Source organism: Alkanindiges illinoisensis DSM 15370 (genome assembly GCF_000619845.1).
Classification (GTDB): domain Bacteria; phylum Pseudomonadota; class Gammaproteobacteria; order Pseudomonadales; family Moraxellaceae; genus Alkanindiges; species Alkanindiges illinoisensis.
Genome location: NZ_JHUX01000007.1, coordinates 1 through 15383 on the forward strand (window position 1 = coordinate 1; position 15383 = coordinate 15383).

At 48.7% G+C, this 15383-nt stretch carries 13 protein-coding genes, 1 tRNA gene and 1 rRNA gene; 8 read left to right on the forward strand and 7 right to left on the reverse strand.

Features of this window, described 5'->3' with window-relative positions; translation table 11 throughout:
- Positions 1-130 precede the first annotated feature (130 nt).
- Positions 131-245 (forward strand): 5S ribosomal RNA (rrf, locus tag Q337_RS0111050).
- 274 nt (positions 246-519) lie between these two features.
- Here rrf and Q337_RS0111055 read toward each other — a convergent pair.
- Together Q337_RS0111055 and Q337_RS0111060 are read right to left on the reverse strand one after the other, a co-directional pair.
- Entirely contained in the window at positions 520-1584 is a 1065-nt protein-coding gene (locus tag Q337_RS0111055; RefSeq protein ID WP_051526817.1) for a TauD/TfdA family dioxygenase, read from the reverse strand.
- Positions 1581-2927, reverse strand: a complete 1347-nt coding sequence (locus tag Q337_RS0111060) for a condensation domain-containing protein (RefSeq protein ID WP_084494812.1) — start codon at positions 2925-2927, stop codon at positions 1581-1583. Before Q337_RS0111060 ends, Q337_RS0111055 begins: the two co-directional genes overlap by 4 nt.
- Positions 2928-3326: 399 nt before the next feature.
- Here Q337_RS0111060 and Q337_RS17545 point away from each other — a divergent pair, with 399 nt between their 5' ends.
- Positions 3327-3710: a DUF805 domain-containing protein gene (locus tag Q337_RS17545; RefSeq protein ID WP_034280136.1), complete on the forward strand. Its 384-nt coding sequence runs from the start codon at positions 3327-3329 to the stop codon at positions 3708-3710.
- Positions 3711-3816: 106 nt separating this feature from the next.
- Here Q337_RS17545 and Q337_RS0111075 read toward each other — a convergent pair whose 3' ends face one another.
- Positions 3817-4617 carry a M48 family metallopeptidase gene (locus Q337_RS0111075; RefSeq protein ID WP_026471641.1) on the reverse strand — a complete coding sequence of 267 codons (801 nt, stop codon included), beginning with the start codon at positions 4615-4617 and terminating at the stop codon, positions 3817-3819.
- Between the two features lie 293 nt (positions 4618-4910).
- Between Q337_RS0111075 and Q337_RS0111080 the strand changes: the two genes are divergently transcribed.
- The 6 genes from Q337_RS0111080 (at position 4911) to Q337_RS0111105 (ending at position 10163) form a co-directional block, all read left to right on the forward strand.
- Positions 4911-4986: transfer RNA gene (locus tag Q337_RS0111080), tRNA-Gly, on the forward strand.
- A gap of 236 nt (positions 4987-5222) precedes the next feature.
- Positions 5223-6131 (forward strand): 4-hydroxy-tetrahydrodipicolinate synthase, encoded by a 909-nt coding sequence (gene dapA, locus Q337_RS0111085; protein WP_026471642.1) that lies wholly within the window; start codon positions 5223-5225, stop codon positions 6129-6131.
- Between the two features lie 24 nt (positions 6132-6155).
- Positions 6156-6767 (forward strand): outer membrane protein assembly factor BamC, encoded by a 612-nt coding sequence (bamC, locus tag Q337_RS0111090; RefSeq protein WP_026471643.1) that lies wholly within the window; start codon positions 6156-6158, stop codon positions 6765-6767.
- A 30-nt stretch (positions 6768-6797) separates the two neighbouring features.
- Entirely contained in the window at positions 6798-7520 is a 723-nt protein-coding gene (purC, locus tag Q337_RS0111095) for a phosphoribosylaminoimidazolesuccinocarboxamide synthase (RefSeq protein WP_026471644.1), read from the forward strand.
- A gap of 187 nt (positions 7521-7707) precedes the next feature.
- Entirely contained in the window at positions 7708-8790 is a 1083-nt protein-coding gene (locus tag Q337_RS0111100; RefSeq protein WP_034280144.1) for an alpha/beta hydrolase, read from the forward strand.
- A 206-nt stretch (positions 8791-8996) separates the two neighbouring features.
- Complete coding sequence (locus Q337_RS0111105) at positions 8997-10163, forward strand: hypothetical protein (RefSeq protein WP_034280146.1); 1167 nt, start codon at positions 8997-8999, stop codon at positions 10161-10163.
- Positions 10164-10266: 103 nt separating this feature from the next.
- Here the strand turns inward: Q337_RS0111105 and Q337_RS0111110 are convergent, their stop codons facing one another.
- The 4 genes from Q337_RS0111110 to ribF are packed head-to-tail and all read right to left on the reverse strand — an operon-like array spanning position 10267 to position 15315.
- A complete protein-coding gene (locus tag Q337_RS0111110) occupies positions 10267-10800 on the reverse strand; it encodes an FKBP-type peptidyl-prolyl cis-trans isomerase (RefSeq protein ID WP_026471647.1) in 534 nt (177 codons plus the stop codon).
- Between the two features lie 3 nt (positions 10801-10803).
- Positions 10804-11370, reverse strand: coding sequence for a signal peptidase II (lspA, locus tag Q337_RS17550; RefSeq protein ID WP_051526818.1), 567 nt, complete (start codon positions 11368-11370; stop codon positions 10804-10806).
- Positions 11363-14212 (reverse strand): isoleucine--tRNA ligase, encoded by a 2850-nt coding sequence (gene ileS, locus Q337_RS0111120; protein WP_034280149.1) that lies wholly within the window; start codon positions 14210-14212, stop codon positions 11363-11365. The genes lspA and ileS overlap by 8 nt, the downstream gene beginning before the upstream one ends.
- A gap of 53 nt (positions 14213-14265) precedes the next feature.
- Positions 14266-15315 (reverse strand): bifunctional riboflavin kinase/FMN adenylyltransferase, encoded by a 1050-nt coding sequence (gene ribF / locus Q337_RS17555; RefSeq protein ID WP_051526819.1) that lies wholly within the window; start codon positions 15313-15315, stop codon positions 14266-14268.
- Between the last annotated feature and the right edge of the window lie 68 nt (positions 15316-15383).

Genomic DNA, 15383 nt, shown 5'->3' on the forward strand with positions numbered 1-15383 from the left:
AAACCTTATGCTTGATTCAAGATACTAGTGACAAATATCAGACTCCATTGATTCATGACTAAATCTTAAAGCTAGTCTTTAAGTACAGCATTGGGTACTTTGACCATAAGATCAAAGACCAACCAGTTGTGCTGGCGACCATAGCACGTGTGAACCACCTGATCCCTTCCCGAACTCAGAAGTGAAACCACGTTGCGCCAATGGTAGTGTGGCATTCGCCATGTGAGAGTAGGGCATCGCCAGCTCATTATTCCTAAGGGGATCAGTTCAAGACTGATCCCCTTTTTTATTTAGGGGTCGTGACCTACAGGACTTGCGTGGCACTGCCACTCACAGCTCATTATTCAACCCCCATCAGTTAAACTGATGGGGGTTTCTTTATGCCTAAAAATATACTCTCAGCAAGCCTCGCCTTTAGAGGTAATCTGGCTGTGCTTTCAACGAGCTATAAATCGTCATTAAAAAGCCCGCTTTACAAAGAGCAGGCTGTGCATCAGACTGGAAAAATATAAATAACGCTTAAGCCCGAAACTGACTGGCATCAAATGCATTGGCCTGAATCTGTACCAGCTTACGATTGCCCTGTTCACCATTCATGCGCCAGTGGCCAATCTTGATATTATCCACTAAAGCAATATCGCCTTTTTGCCAGTTCATTAAATAAGCCTTGTTGAAAATATTATCGAAAAGCTGGCGCTGTTCAGTTGTACTCCAGTCTAGGCTATGGCCTTTGGCATCACATAATTCCCAGGTTAGATTCATCCCATCAGCGGTTGAATCTTTATTGATTTTTCCTCGATTTGGAAAAGCTTGAACTGCTGCTGCATGCGAAATTTCATTGGTATTTTTAGCAAAAGCCCAAGGCTGAATACAAAGCTCGCCAGTTTCAGGAACGCGGCAAACTGCTGGACAAGGTGTCAAAGCCAAGTGTGCTTTGCCATCCGGGCGGACCAGCATGGTAAATGGGCTGCGTTTCAGCAGGATTTTGTCTACTAACCCGACCTTGCGTTGTGAGATATAATAAAAACGGTTCCATGCCTTATAGTATTTTTCCTGTATCTTACTGGGCAGTTCCCGATAAACCTGACCCAAATCGACCATGCCTGTTTCCGCTAGGTATGGCGCAGGCTCAAAACAGCAGAGTGCCAAATAGCGCGAGCGTTCAGAACGTACCCCACCTTCTACATGGGGTCCTTGGATTGATGACTCAACCGGGCCAAGTTGCACGGTATTTTTGTCCAGATAGCGGCGATAGTCGCCAGCGCCCAATAAGCCTTCACTATATTTACGCAGCCAGCTGGCAATAAAAGCAGGCATATTATTATTGTTAAATGAGTTCCACGGTTCTAAGCCTAATCCCTGTGTAACCAGCTGATGAAATTCTTCGGTGCTGCACGGCGTAAATCCACGAAATAACAGCACACCGCGCTGGGCGATTTTTTCAATAAAATAATGCCGGTTAGCCTGCAAGATATGAATTAGTGTGGCTGTACTACAGGACGTTTTAGGACTAAAAACCGTAATAAAATCGTGGCTGTCGATACTGTCAAGCTGATCTAGTGTTGGATTAAAAGCAGCGGTCATGTTGATATCTCATCAAGCTTTAAAGTAATGGTTGCCTGTTCAGGCAAGGCAGTATTCAGGTTGGCTAAGTAGCGCTGGATAAATGTTTTAATCAGGGCGGGTTGCAAGGCTGGCACATTGTATGAAAAGGTAAGTTGTACCCGTCCTGCAAATGTAGTGGTTGCCAGGCAAATCAACGGCTTATCCAGATAATTCAAGCTAGGTAGGTTGATAAAGCGCTGTAGGGTAAGTTCACCATACTGCTGCTGATAATTCACCCGGCCCATATTGGTAAAGTGAACACTATTGCGCGAATTCTTGTTAATAATCTCAAGCAGTTGCTGAGGCTGTTTTTTAAGGGACATGATTAGGCGGCGAAGCCACAAGCCAAAAGCAATGTGTTCACGTGACAGCTTCTGCTTAAAGTCCTGATTAACCAGTTGGCTAATTTGCCAGATATCAGCCGCGGGCGTTACCTGAAACATCCCGTCAATGGCAGAGGCAAAATAACCCACTTCCTGATGGCACGGTTGTTTAAGCTTGGGTAATACACTAATGGCCGTACTCAGCAAAATGGGCTTGCTGTCAGAGTCATTAATAAACTCGGCAGCCGTTAACAATAGGGCACTGCTTAGCAAGCCATGCATGCTGCTTTGTTTGGTCTTGCAGGCATGAACCAGTCTTTGGGTGAGCGCTGCGTCCAGCCAGTGTTCCTGAAAACAGGTTTGAGTTTTTTGGAATGGGGCTAGGGTCGGAACAGAAAATTGTGCCACAGCCTGCGGACGTAACAGTTTGCCAATGGTCTTCAGGTTATGGCGGATGGAATGCCATAAACTGCCGTCTTCCAATAACTCATCATAGGGTGGCAATGGTGCACGCGGTTGCAGATAAGTGGGAGAGCCTGAATAGCAATGCAGAATCTCACTAATCATGGTGTCTACCGACAAGCCATCCATCAGCGCATGATTAAACGAAAATAGTAGCTCTGAGGTATTGTGACCATGCACTAGTACAAAATGGCATAAAGGCTTGGCAGGCTGGTTAATAGGCTGATTCACCTGTTGTTCTGCTACACTGTGCCAGTGCTGATCTGACTCGCGCTTAATACGAATAAGGGGAATGTCCACTACCTGTGGAAAATGAAAACTGGGCGGTGACTGCTCAATAATCTGGGCGCGCAGCATAGGGAAAATATAGCTAACATGCCGAATGGCCTGTTGTAGTCTGAACGGATCAATTGATCCATCAATCTGGGCGATAACCACCCCGGTATTGGATGCAGCCTGACTCATTCGCCACCATAACAGTTCTCCTGAACCCAGTGGACGATTGGCAAACGCAGGTGCTGACGCTAAAAATGTCATGGCGAAGACTCAATCTGTTATCTGCCGTACCGGCAATTTTTGTTGTTTTTAGGTTATCATATCGCCAATATGATAACAAGATCAGGCCTTCAAGCCAGTTTTTTGACGGGAAAATTATTAAAAAAATTTTAAGATTCAATAACCTTTGAAAATATAATTCATGCTTTTCTGTTTTTATCACTGAGTGATAAATATATTCTGATTTATCAAGCAACCCATGGCATAAAAACTCATTGTTGAATACCTTAAAGTGCGCTATATATTTTTTAACCAGTTTTAAATAAATAAGCTGGCCAGGTGAAGGTTTTTTGAGCACAAGCGTTTCACTGTAACCGCTATCAAAAGAATAATGACGATAACAACAGTGAAATACTGACAAAGAAACACGAGAGGTGGGTGATGAACTGGTATCTCAAAGTGGTTAAGGATAATTACGCCAACTTCAAGGGCAGAGCCAGACGGCATGAATACTGGATGTTTGCCTTTATTAATTTAATGATTGCAGTGCTACTGAGCATTATGGATGCAGTGGTATTCGGCCCGGGTAATTTCATGCTAAGCAGCTTATATATGCTGGTTGTACTTATTCCGGGTATTGCCGTAGCTGTACGGCGCCTACATGACACTGGCCGTAGTGGCTGGTGGATGCTGCTGGCATTGATTCCAGTGGTTGGAGTCGTGGCCTTAATTGTGATGATGTGTGTAGATAGCACGCCTGCACCCAATCGCTATGGCGCAAATCCTAAACGCGTCGGCAATCATATGCAGCCACTGCATCCTTAAAGTCTTAATAGCTGATAAATACGTTTTAAGGATAGGCTGGCAGAAAAAATAAGGTGAAACTCATGGTTTCACCTTAAGTATGCTGACTATTGCCGCAATGCTATCACTAGCGTCGTGCCTGCTGATAAAGCGGCATGACTTTGGGCAATAGCGTTTGAATGGTACGAATACGGGTTTGCGACCCGGGGTGAGTACTCAAAAATTGGGGCGGCTCACCCTGACTGGCGGCTGACATCTTGTTCCACAGGGTAACCGCAGCCTGAGGATTATAGCCTGCCCGTGCCATGAGTTCGAGCCCCAGTGAGTCGGCTTCGCTTTCCTGACTGCGGCTAAAAGGCAGGTCAAGACCAAGTTGGGTGGCCATACCCGCAAGCTGGGTTTGTCCTTCAGTCAGGCCCACTGCTGAAGCCAGCACACTCAAGCCAAGCTGGGTGGCACTGCTACGCGAAGCACGCTCACGTCCATGTTCACGCAAGGCATGCGCCATTTCATGACCCATAATTGCTGCAATTTCATCATCGGTTAATTTTAGACGGTCAATGATGCCAGTATAGAACATGATCTTGCCACCGGGTGCACAATAGGCATTCAGCTCATTGCTCTTGATGGTATTAACCTGCCAGTTCCAGGTGCGTGCATCTGGCCGGTAGACATTGACCTGTGGGATCAAACGATTGGCAATGCGCTGTACTCGCTGTAGCTGGGCAGGATTAGGATTTAATACCCCTTTTTGCCGTGCTTCGGTCAGTACTTGCTGATAGCCCTGTGCAGCAGTCTGGTTAATTTCATCACTGGACACTAGCAACAGCTGGCGACGGTCAACGCCTGTGGCACTATTCATGGTGGAGCTGGCACAACCAGACAGGGCAATGGCAGCCGATAAGCTAAGTAAAGTTAAAATACGCACGGAAGAATCCTCTACAATGGGCTATTTTTAGTGTGAGCTGGCAGGCGGCTGGCAAAACGCATGATAATTGGATCTGTTTTTAGCCAGGATACTGACCAGATTGCTGTTTTAAATCTTGGGGTTAACATAAAACCAAATCAGCAGGGGATTCCATAGGGTTTTTGTAGGTAAATCACAAATTCTCTTTAAAATAGATGAATTATTGATAGGTTTGACTATAAAAACGCCATTTGCAGTGAAAAAATCTGAAAATGCTTGACTCAGCTTCATTACAGGTTAAGATAGCGGCCTACGCGGGAATAGCTCAGTTGGTAGAGCACAACCTTGCCAAGGTTGGGGTCGCGAGTTCGAGTCTCGTTTCCCGCTCCAGATTTTATGTGGTGCCAAAATTCCACAGCTAAAGGCCAGACGATGTTCTGGCCTTTTTGTATTGTTTTTTGCACTTTATGCTGATGGTTATTGTTCTAAACTAAAGTGAATTTAACTTGTGTTTAGCCCGTGGGTTTTTTACCATTTGCATGTTTGATCACTCATGTTTAATCACCCCATCCATTCACTATTTTTATCGTGTTAGTGCTTGATGGCGATACAGGATATATAAAAAAATGACGCAACAGGCAACCTCCATTCATGGCTCAATTGTCGCATTGGTCACGCCAATGCATAACGATGGTAGCGTGGACTGGGACGCGTTGAAGAAGCTCGTCGAGTGGCACATTGAGCAGGGAACACACAGTATTGTCGCGGTAGGAACCACGGGTGAATCCGCCACGCTGGATGTTGAAGAACATGCCCAAGTGATTGAGGCTGTCATTAAGGCAGCAGCAGGCCGTATTCCAATCATTGCAGGCACTGGCGCCAATTCAACCCGTGAAGCCATTGAGCTGACCGAAACTGCCCGGAAACTGGGTGCTGATGCAGCCCTGCTGGTTACACCCTATTATAATAAACCCACGCAGGAAGGCCTGTACCAGCATTATAAGGCGGTTGCCGAAGCAGTAGACCTGCCGCAGATTTTATATAATGTTCCTGGCCGTACTGGTGTGGACATGCATAATGACACCGTAATCCGCTTGGCTGATGTAGACCGCATTGTCGGGATTAAGGATGCCACTGGTGACCTGAATCGTGGCCATGATCTGATTAATCGCCTAGACCAGAAAATTGCCGTGTATTCCGGTGATGATGCCACAGCCTATCGCCTGATATTGCTGGGGGCACAGGGCAATATTTCGGTAACTGCAAATGTGGCGCCAGGTGTGATGAGTCAGGTTTGCGAAGCTGCAAAAGTAGGAAATCGTGAACAAGCTGAACAAGCTGAACAACTTAATAACAGCATTGCCGTGTTGCATCAGATATTATTCTGTGAATCGAATCCAATTCCGGTAAAATGGGCGTTAAGTGATATGGGCCTGATTGGCACCGGAATTCGTCTGCCACTCACTGTTCTGGCAGAGTCTTATCAGCCACAGGTTCATCAGGCATTGTTGGACAGTGGTGTTATTGTGCGCTAACACGCCCTTATTTGAGGATTAACCATGCTGTATCGCGTTGGGCTTGTATTGGGTTTATCACTGCTAACCCTGGCTGTTACCCCGGGCTGTAGCCGCTTTAGCGTTGACAATCATTCGCTGGCCTATAAAGAGGCAACCGTATTGCCGCCCTTGCAGTTGCCTGCTGGTGAAACCCGTCCAATGACTGCTATCTATCCGGCTCCTGCCATTAGCCCTGCTGCCATGCAATCTGCACCAGACTTTGCCAACAAGAAAGGCAACCGGTTTGAAATGCCCCGTCCACAAAACAGCGGCGTCGTGAATGCAGATAATGCCAGTGTGGGCATTGGTGCGCCATCGCGTCCTGCACTGGTGACCGATGGCAATGGTTATCCGCTATTAAAGATTGAAGGTGATGCCAACCGGATATGGGATCTGCTGGCAGCAACTTTAAGTGTGGTCAATATCACAGTGGTTGACCGTAACCAGAGTGCAGGCTGGGTTTCTATTAAAACCAATAACCAAACTGTTTATCTACGTCTGAACCGTGCCGGTACCATCACCACGATTACCGTGCAGGATGAAAAAAATGCGCTGATTGACAAAAATCTGGCGTCTGATGTGCTTGTTCAACTTAACCAAAATTGGCCGGCCTAACGCGGTAATCTCTTTTTAAAAGGTCCTGTAATGGAAAAGCAATCCTTACTTTATACGGGTAAAGCAAAATCAGTTTATGAAACCGAAGATGCTGATCATTTAATTCTGGTGTTTCGTGACGATACCTCTGCCTTTGACGGTAAAAAAGTTGAACAACTGGCACGCAAGGGTAAGGTCAACAACCGCTTCAATGCATTTATCATGCAAAAGTTGCAGGAAGCCGGAATTGAAACCCACTTTGAAAAACTGCTATCCAGCAATGAAGTGCTGGTCAAGCGTTTAAAAATGATTCCGGTTGAATGTGTCATCCGCAATTATGCAGCCGGTAGCCTGTGCCGTCGTCTGGGTATTGAAGAAGGGACAGCACTGACCCCGCCTACCTTTGAGCTGTTCTATAAGGATGATGCGCTGGGTGATCCGATGGTGAATGAGTCACTGTCAGTGACCATGGGCTGGGCCACTGAAGACCAGTTAAAGCAGATGAAGGCACTCACTTATCAGGTGAATGAGGTGCTAAGCAAGCTGTTTGATGCCGGCAATATGCTGCTGGTGGATTTTAAGCTGGAGTTTGGCGTATTCCATGACCGCGTGATTCTGGGTGATGAATTTTCACCGGATGGTTGCCGCCTGTGGGACAAGGACACCAAGAAAAAACTGGATAAAGACCGTTTCCGTCAGGGGCTTGGCAGTGTGGTGGAGGCGTATGAAGAAGTTTCCCTACGTCTGGGTGTGAATTTAAGCGATATTGATTGAGTCTATTGACTAGGCCTATTGGCTTGGCGATGAAAATGACCTGATTTATTCAGGTGCTAAAAAACCGTGGTTCTGACTGGAATTGCGGTTTTTTTATGGGAAAAACTGACAATATTTATTGTCTAAATCTTGTCAAAATGAACTGGGCAGTTCAATATAACGGCAGTTGACGTTTCAGGAAGCAATAATGTCTGTCGTAAAAACAATTCGTCGCCAGGTTTCTAATGCAGGTGGCAAGGCACGCGGAGATGCAGCACGCTTATTGGCACATCTGCCAGCGCCTATGCAGTTGCGTCTGGCCCGCTTAATGGGCTATCAGTATGAATACGCAGGCCTTGATCCCCACATTCGCCTGTTGCTGGCATTCCGCCAGCTGGAAGGTGGTGGCAGTCTGGTTACACGCGATGCAGTGAAAAGCCGTCGCCATTTTCGCCGTGAAATGCTGTCGATTGCTGGAAAGCCCACAGAAGTGGCCCAGGTTAAGAATTTCCAGATTGATGGGCCTGCTGGCAAGTTAAATGTACGCCATTATCTTCCTGAACAGCATCAGGGCGCGCCATTGCTGGTGTTTTATCATGGCGGTGGTTTTGTGGTCGGTGATCTGGATACTCATGATGAAGCCTGTCGCTTGCTGTGCCACCATGGCCGCATGCAGGTGCTGAGCATTGATTACCGTCTGGCACCGGAATATCCAGCGCCAGCGGCAGTGGATGATTGTATTGCAGCATTGAAATGGGCCAAAGCCCATGCAGCTGAACTGGGCGCTGATCCGGCTCGCATTTGTGTGGGCGGTGATAGTGCTGGCGGTAACCTGTCTGCGGTAGTGAGCCAGCAAACCAAAGGAACGCCTGACGCACCTGCCGCGCAGCTATTGTTTTATCCGGTGGTTGATCTGGTGAATGAGTACCAGTCACGTAAAGCCTTTACCCAGGGCTTGTTCTTAAGCGATCTGGATATTGAAGAAGCCAATTATGCTTATGTGGGACTGAGTGACTTGACGCTACAGGACCCACTGGTGACACCAATGCTGGGCGATATGACCAATCTGCCGCCAGCACTGGTGGTGAGTGCTGCCTATGATGTGCTGTGTGACGAAGGCGAAGCCTATGCACATCGCATGCGTGAACTGGGCAACCGGGTGATTCTGGACCGGGTAGAAAGTCATGGTCATGGCTTTATTAACCTGACCTATTTGAATCCTTCGGCCAAGCAAACCACCATCCGGGTGGCACAGGATTTCCGCGTGTTTCTGGACAGTCTGCCTGCCTGAATATCTTGCCAGAATGACTGACAGGTCAGGGCGGCTTAGACTAAAGTCTAATTAATTCGGCTAGGCTGCCTACTGCACTTTGCGTATGATTGCGCGCTTTGAAATAAGGCTTGGAACAAAATTCTAAGCCTTTTTTATTGCCAATTCTGATGCTGCATAAGAGTCATGATCTGACTTGCTGCGGCGATTAACGCGATAGGTGTGTGGTGAAGCAAAAGCAAAGTGTAATTTCGCTGTTGGTCTGTTTACCGCTATGGCTGGCCAGTCAGGCTGGGCATGCGGTTGAGGTGGCGATGGATGGGCCGGGCAAGCTGGAGATTGGCGGGGCAATTCGTGCCAAATACCAGTATCAGGATTTTGCCCAGACTGACAAGAGCAAGCTGGAGTTTGCAGACAGCAAGCTGGTGATTAATTATAGCTCGCCCACCTGGCTGGCTTATGCCGATTATCGCTGCTACCGTACGGAAGAACTCTGTGATTTGAGCATGCTGGTGGATGCATGGGTGGGTTACCAGCTTGATCCACAGCAGCAATTAAGTATTGGCATGATGCCAGTTCCTTTTGGCCCGGGTCAGTATTGGGGCAGTACCTATTACGAAGGCACGGCTTATAATCTGGGGCTGGAAGACACGCATAATCCGGGTATCAAGTACCAGTACAAGACCTCTGGCAACGAGTTGTCACTGGGTTTTTACCCGCAGGATGGCGGTAATTATATTGGTCAAAGCAATGATGCCAGCCGCTTTAGCGCTAATTTGGCCCAGGCTGATGACCTTGCCAACGGCACCAATATTGAAGAAAAAAACATGCTGATTGGCCGGGTTAGCCATCAGTTTAAGCAAAATGCGCAACTTAATCATACTGTAGGTGCATCGTACTGGCATTCAATACTGGAAAATCAGCAAAATGGCCAGTCCGGTGACCGTAATGCCTGGAATGTGTTTAGCAGTAGCAACTGGAAACAGTGGAATACCACCCTGGTAGCCGGGCAGCATCGTCTGGACAATCAGGACATGCAAATACCGGACATCAGTACATTTGGTGCCTTTGACTATAGCTACAATCTGGCCAATGATTATGATTATTACAGTGCCGAGCTGTCCTATAGCTTTGCCAGGCCGTATGGTAAGTTTAGCAATATCAAGCCCTATTTAAACTATAGCGTGATGGACAAGCAGCCAAAAGGTTTTGCCACGTCACAGCGGCTGATTTCCGGGATTGGATTTAATTATGGGCCAATGGGTATTTTTGCTGAATATATGATTGCCAAGAATGACGCCATGGTGGGTGGTGATGCCAACAGCTATGCGCAGGGCAGCGCCGATGCCGACTGGAAAAAGCTGCTGTATATTTCGATTGGTTATTATTTTTAAGGCGAATAAATCCTCGCCACAAAAAAACACCCCGCTATGATTGCCGGGGTGTTTTTTCATCAGGGCAAAAGATGCTTTTTTGCCCTAGATTGCCTGCATTGCTTTAGGATGGTTTACTGGCATTGCTGGACAAAATGGATAAGCCGGATTGTCCTGCTGGTGTGACCCGGATGATTTCCACTTCAAACACCACATTGCGACCCGCCAGCGGATGGTTAAAGTCAATTTCAGTGATGTCATCATTAACTGATTTCACCACGCCGGGCAGTGTAGACTTGCTTTTGTCCTCAAATTCAATCATTTGATCGACTTGCGGACGCTCGGCAAACTTGACGGTATCAAAGGTTTGCACATTGTCCGGGTTCCACGGCCCAAAGGCATCTTCCGGCGGCAGGTGCACGGTACGGCGGTCACCCGCACGCAGGCCCAGCAGCGCGTTTTCAAAACCGGGCAGCAAATTGCCATCGCCAATGGTCAGGCTCACAGGTTCTGGCCGGATGCGGGTGTTGTCCAGTTCAATGCCATTTTCCAGCGCCACTGAAAAATGCAATTCAACCTTGCTGCCTTCACCAATACGGGTATCTTCATTGGGATTAACAAACTGCGATGTGCCAGCAGGATGGTTTGAATCAGTCATGCGTTACTCCTGAGCCTTAGAGGTATCAGCGCCATTGGAGGCGGCCTGTGCTGTTGCCTGTTGAATCCGGTACTTTTCCAGAAAAAACGTATCAATAATCAGCAGGATGGTGCCCAGTGTGATGGAACTGTCGGCAATGTTAAACGCCGGGAAATGATGGTTTTGGTAATACACATGAATAAAATCCACCACATAGCCCAGCGTAACCCGGTCAATCAGGTTGCCTAGTGCGCCGCCCAGAATCAGGGCAATTGCTAGCGGCAGCACTTTTAGCCGGGTTGGCATGCGCATGAGCCAGATGGTAAATGCAATGGACACCAGTGCGGCCAGCCCAGTGAAGAAATAACGCTGCCAGCCGCCGGCATCTGACAGGAAACTAAATGCTGCGCCATAGTTATGCAGCAGTGTCCAGTTTAAAAAAGGCAAAACAGGCACTGGCTCGGCAAAAGTGAGCTGGGTACTGGCCAGATGCTTGGTGTACTGGTCCAGCACAATGGAAACCAGCGCCAGCAGTAGCCACCACAGGTTGTGCAAGCGGAATGGATGAGCGGTAGACTGGTGATTAGGCATATTGGCGCTCCTCACCCTGACCGACCACATTGATAATGCAGCGTCCGCAAATGGTTGAATGCTCGGCGTGACTGCCAACATCCGGTAACACATGCCAGCAGCGCGCGCACTTGGTGCCTGCTGCTGGAGAAATTTTAACGTGTAAGCCTTCGACCTCGGTGGCTTCGCCCTGATTTTTATCGAATGAATGCAGGTTCACCTGACTGGTAATCAGTACAAAGCGCAGTTCATTACCCAGCTGGTTTAGGATGGGGTACAGCGTGTCATTTGCCCACAGGTCAACCTGAGCCGATAAATTACTGCCCACCAGCTTGGCGTTACGTGCTGCTTCAATTTGCTTGTTGACCGCTGATTTCACACTCAGCAGGGCCTGCCAGTTTTCGGAACTAATCAGATTCGTACCAGTGGCTTGTGGCAAGTCATACCATTCGGCAGTAAACACATATTTTTCCGATTGCTCTGGAATCAGTGGCCACGCTTCCTGCGAAGTAAAGCTCAGGATTGGACTCATCCAGCGTACAAAGGCCTGTACCAGATGATACAGCGCAGTTTGCGCCGAGCGGCGTGCATGGGAATCGGTTTTGGTGGTGTACTGGCGATCCTTGATAATATCCAGATAAAAACCGCCTAGATCATTAATACAAAAACCAGTGAGCTGGCTGCACACCACATGGAAGTTCATATCGTTATAGGCGGCAATAATGCTGTTTTGCACATCGCTGGCGCGCTGGATAATATATTGATCCAGTGCAATGAGCTGATCCACCGGCACCAGATCGGTACTGGGTTTAAAGCCGTTCAGGTTGGCCAGCAAAAAGCGCAGGGTATTGCGAATGCGGCGATAGCTGTCACTCACCCGGCTAAAGATTTCCTTACTGGCGGCAATCTCGTAGCGGTAATCACTGGATGCCACATACAGGCGCAGGCCATCAGCGCCCAGCTGCTTGATGATGTCTTCCAGCGGAATGTAGTTACCCAGCGATTTGGACAGCTTGCGGCCGTTTTCATCCACGGTAAAACCATGCGTGAGCACATTTTTAAATGGCGCGCGCTGGTTAATGGCAATGGAGGTCAGCAGGGACGACTGAAACCAGCCGCGATGCTGGTCGGAGCCTTCCAGATACAGGTCGGCAGGTGACTGTAAATCGTCCCGCTGTTCCAGCACGGCATAATGCGTAGTGCCAGAATCAAACCACACATCCAGCGTATCCTTGATGGCATTGTATTGATCGCTGTCACTACCCAGCAGGCTGGTTTTATCCAGTGAAAACCAGGCTTCAACGCCCTCCTGCTCAATGAGCTGGGCAACCTGTTCAATCAGTTCACTGGTACGCGGATGAAGTTCATTGCTGTCTTTATGCACAAAAAACGGAATCGGCACACCCCAGGTGCGCTGACGGGAAATACACCAGTCCGGACGGCCATCTACCATGGCTTCAATCCGGTTTTTGCCCCAGTCCGGAATCCATTGCACATCCTGAATGGCTGCCATGGCTTGCTCACGCAGGCCGCGCTGCTCCATGCTGATAAACCATTGTGGTGTAGCCCGGAAAATAATTGGCGTTTTATGCCGCCAGCAATGCGGATAGCTGTGCTGGATGGGCTGATGCGCCATCAGCTTTCCAATGGTTTTCAGGTTATCAATGATTTGCGGATTGGCTTTATAAATATGCTGCCCGGCAAAAATCGGTGCAGTGGGTAAATACACCCCGTTGCTGCCAACCGGGTTGTCCACCGCCAGATTGTATTGCAGGCCAACCTTGTAGTCGTCCACGCCATGCCCCGGCGCAGTATGCACGGCACCAGTACCACTGGCAGCGGTGACATGCTCACCCAAAATGACCGGCACCTGACGCTCGGCAATTAATGGATGTTGCAACACCAGTTTTTCCAGTACGGCACCTTTAAATTCAGCCATTATTTTTGGGCTTGAAAGTTGGTAGCGCTCGCAGGCCGATGGCACTAAATCCTTGGCCAGAATCAGAGCCTGTTCACCCGTATCGTTGCTGACTTTAACCAGTTGGTAGTCAATGTCTGGATGCAGGGCAACCGCCTGATTGGCAGGCAGTGTCCATGGTGTTGTCGTCCAGATGACGATATCAGTCGGTACATCAACCGTAACACCCACGCGCTGGCTTAAATCGGCAAGGTCAACCACGCCAAAGCCGACATCAATGGCATCGGATTTTTTATTTTCGTATTCTACTTCAGCTTCAGCCAGTGCAGAGCCACAGTCCAGACACCAGTTGACGGGTTTTAAACCGGCCTGTACATGGCCTGCCGCCACAATCTTGCCCAGGGCGCGGACAATATCGGCTTCCTGCTTAAAGTTCATGGTCAGGTAGGGATTATCCCAGTCGCCCAGCACGCCTAGGCGTTCAAAGTCCTTGCGCTGGATAGCCACCTGACTGGCGGCATAGTCGCGGCATAATTTGCGAAAGGTTCTGGCATCGACTTTGTCACCAACCTTGCCCACTTTTTCTTCAACTTTAAGTTCAATCGGCAAACCATGACAATCCCAGCCCGGTACATACGGCGCATCAAAACCGGACAAAGTGCGACTTTTGACAATAATGTCCTTGAGCACCTTATTCACGGCATGACCCAGATGAATGGAACCATTGGCATACGGCGGGCCATCATGCAGGATGTATTTGGTTTGACCGGCACGCGCAGCACGAATTTGCTGATACAGGCCATCAGCCTGCCATTCATCCAGCCACTGGGCTTCACGGGTGGCCAGATTGGCCTTCATGGCAAAGGCAGTGTCCGGCAGATTCAGGGTACTTTTATAATCGACCCCTTCGGTAGTCTGGCTGCTGTCTTTAGTCGGGTTGCTCATCAGTCACATCATCCTTTAGGCCAGCAGGACGACCCACTGGCAATGAAAACAGGTTAAATCATCAGAAAACTTAAAGCGTCACTGTCGGAAGCATCACTGTCAGAATATTGCTGGCGAAAGGCACGCACGTCATTGACGTCCTGCAAAATTCCAGCCTTGAGCGCTTCCAGTGAGGAATAATTTTTTTCACCATGCAAATAATGCAAAAAAGTCACTCGCACCAGCAGGCCATACAGGTTGGCGCTTAAATCCGGGAAGTGCACTTCCAGCCGCCATTCCGGTTTTTCCTGTGCAATGGCAGGCCGCGTTCCCACATGCGCCGCACCCAGAATACTGTTGGGCTGGTAGCCGGCAATGCCATTTAAACCCGATGGCTGGCCATGGTGTTGCTGCGCCACCCGTTCTGGTAACGACGGCTCATAAATGGTTTGTACCTCGGCCACATAAATGCCATGCAGGCAAGGTGTCAGCCGTTTCAAGGCTACATTAATCGTGGGAAAATCAATGGTACGGCCAATCTGGTCACCATACTGAATCCGCCCGGTAATGCTATACGGCCGGCCCAGCAGTTGTGCTGCAGCCTTGAAATCACCCTGTAACAGGCAATTGCGAATCCGGGTAGAACTCACCCGTTCGCCATGCACCAGCACCGTTTCCAGATTATCAATGGGAAAACCATAAGCACGCAAAAAATCACTGTCGCCAGCACGGTCACAACCAAAGCGGAAATCATCACCCAAAACCAGTGCCATGCCATTAAGCTGGAATTTCAGCAGGTCGGCAAACTGGCGCGCAGTGAGCGAACGAAAGGCCTGATCAAAGCGGGCAATCAGCACATAATCAATGCCCTGAGCACGCAGCAGTTCAATTTTTTCACGCGAGGAGGTAATGCGGGGCGGGGCATCGCTGCCCTTGAAAAATTCCAGCGGCTGCGGTTCAAACAGCATCACCAGTGTCTTGAGGCCATCCGCCTGCGCGCGCTGTTTTAGCGTGTGCAGCATTGCCTGATGTCCCAGATGGACACCATCAAAGTTGCCAATGGTAATTGCCGTGGGCGGCAACTGCATATCGGCAGGCAAGGCATGCAAATGAAGCAACTTCATATCACAAATAAGCGGTCGCAATAAAGTCGCCTAGTTTGCCAGAAAATGCGCATTTCGTCCTGCTTTGT

Bases quoted from the DNA above. Each gene is read 5' to 3' on its own strand.
- Q337_RS0111110 (WP_026471647.1), bottom strand. From the start codon at position 10,800: ATGACTGATTCAAACCATCCTGCTGGCACATCGCAGTTTGTTAATCCC.
- Q337_RS17545 (WP_034280136.1), top strand. From the start codon at position 3,327: ATGAACTGGTATCTCAAAGTGGTTAAGGATAATTACGCCAACTTCAAG.
- lspA (WP_051526818.1), bottom strand. From the start codon at position 11,370: ATGCCTAATCACCAGTCTACCGCTCATCCATTCCGCTTGCACAACCTG.
- Q337_RS0111055 (WP_051526817.1), bottom strand. From the start codon at position 1,584: ATGACCGCTGCTTTTAATCCAACACTAGATCAGCTTGACAGTATCGAC.
- bamC (WP_026471643.1), top strand. From the start codon at position 6,156: ATGCTGTATCGCGTTGGGCTTGTATTGGGTTTATCACTGCTAACCCTG.
- ribF (WP_051526819.1), bottom strand. From the start codon at position 15,315: ATGAAGTTGCTTCATTTGCATGCCTTGCCTGCCGATATGCAGTTGCCG.
- purC (WP_026471644.1), top strand. From the start codon at position 6,798: ATGGAAAAGCAATCCTTACTTTATACGGGTAAAGCAAAATCAGTTTAT.
- ileS (WP_034280149.1), bottom strand. From the start codon at position 14,212: ATGAGCAACCCGACTAAAGACAGCAGCCAGACTACCGAAGGGGTCGAT.
- Q337_RS0111100 (WP_034280144.1), top strand. From the start codon at position 7,708: ATGTCTGTCGTAAAAACAATTCGTCGCCAGGTTTCTAATGCAGGTGGC.
- Q337_RS0111060 (WP_084494812.1), bottom strand. From the start codon at position 2,927: ATGACATTTTTAGCGTCAGCACCTGCGTTTGCCAATCGTCCACTGGGT.
- dapA (WP_026471642.1), top strand. From the start codon at position 5,223: ATGACGCAACAGGCAACCTCCATTCATGGCTCAATTGTCGCATTGGTC.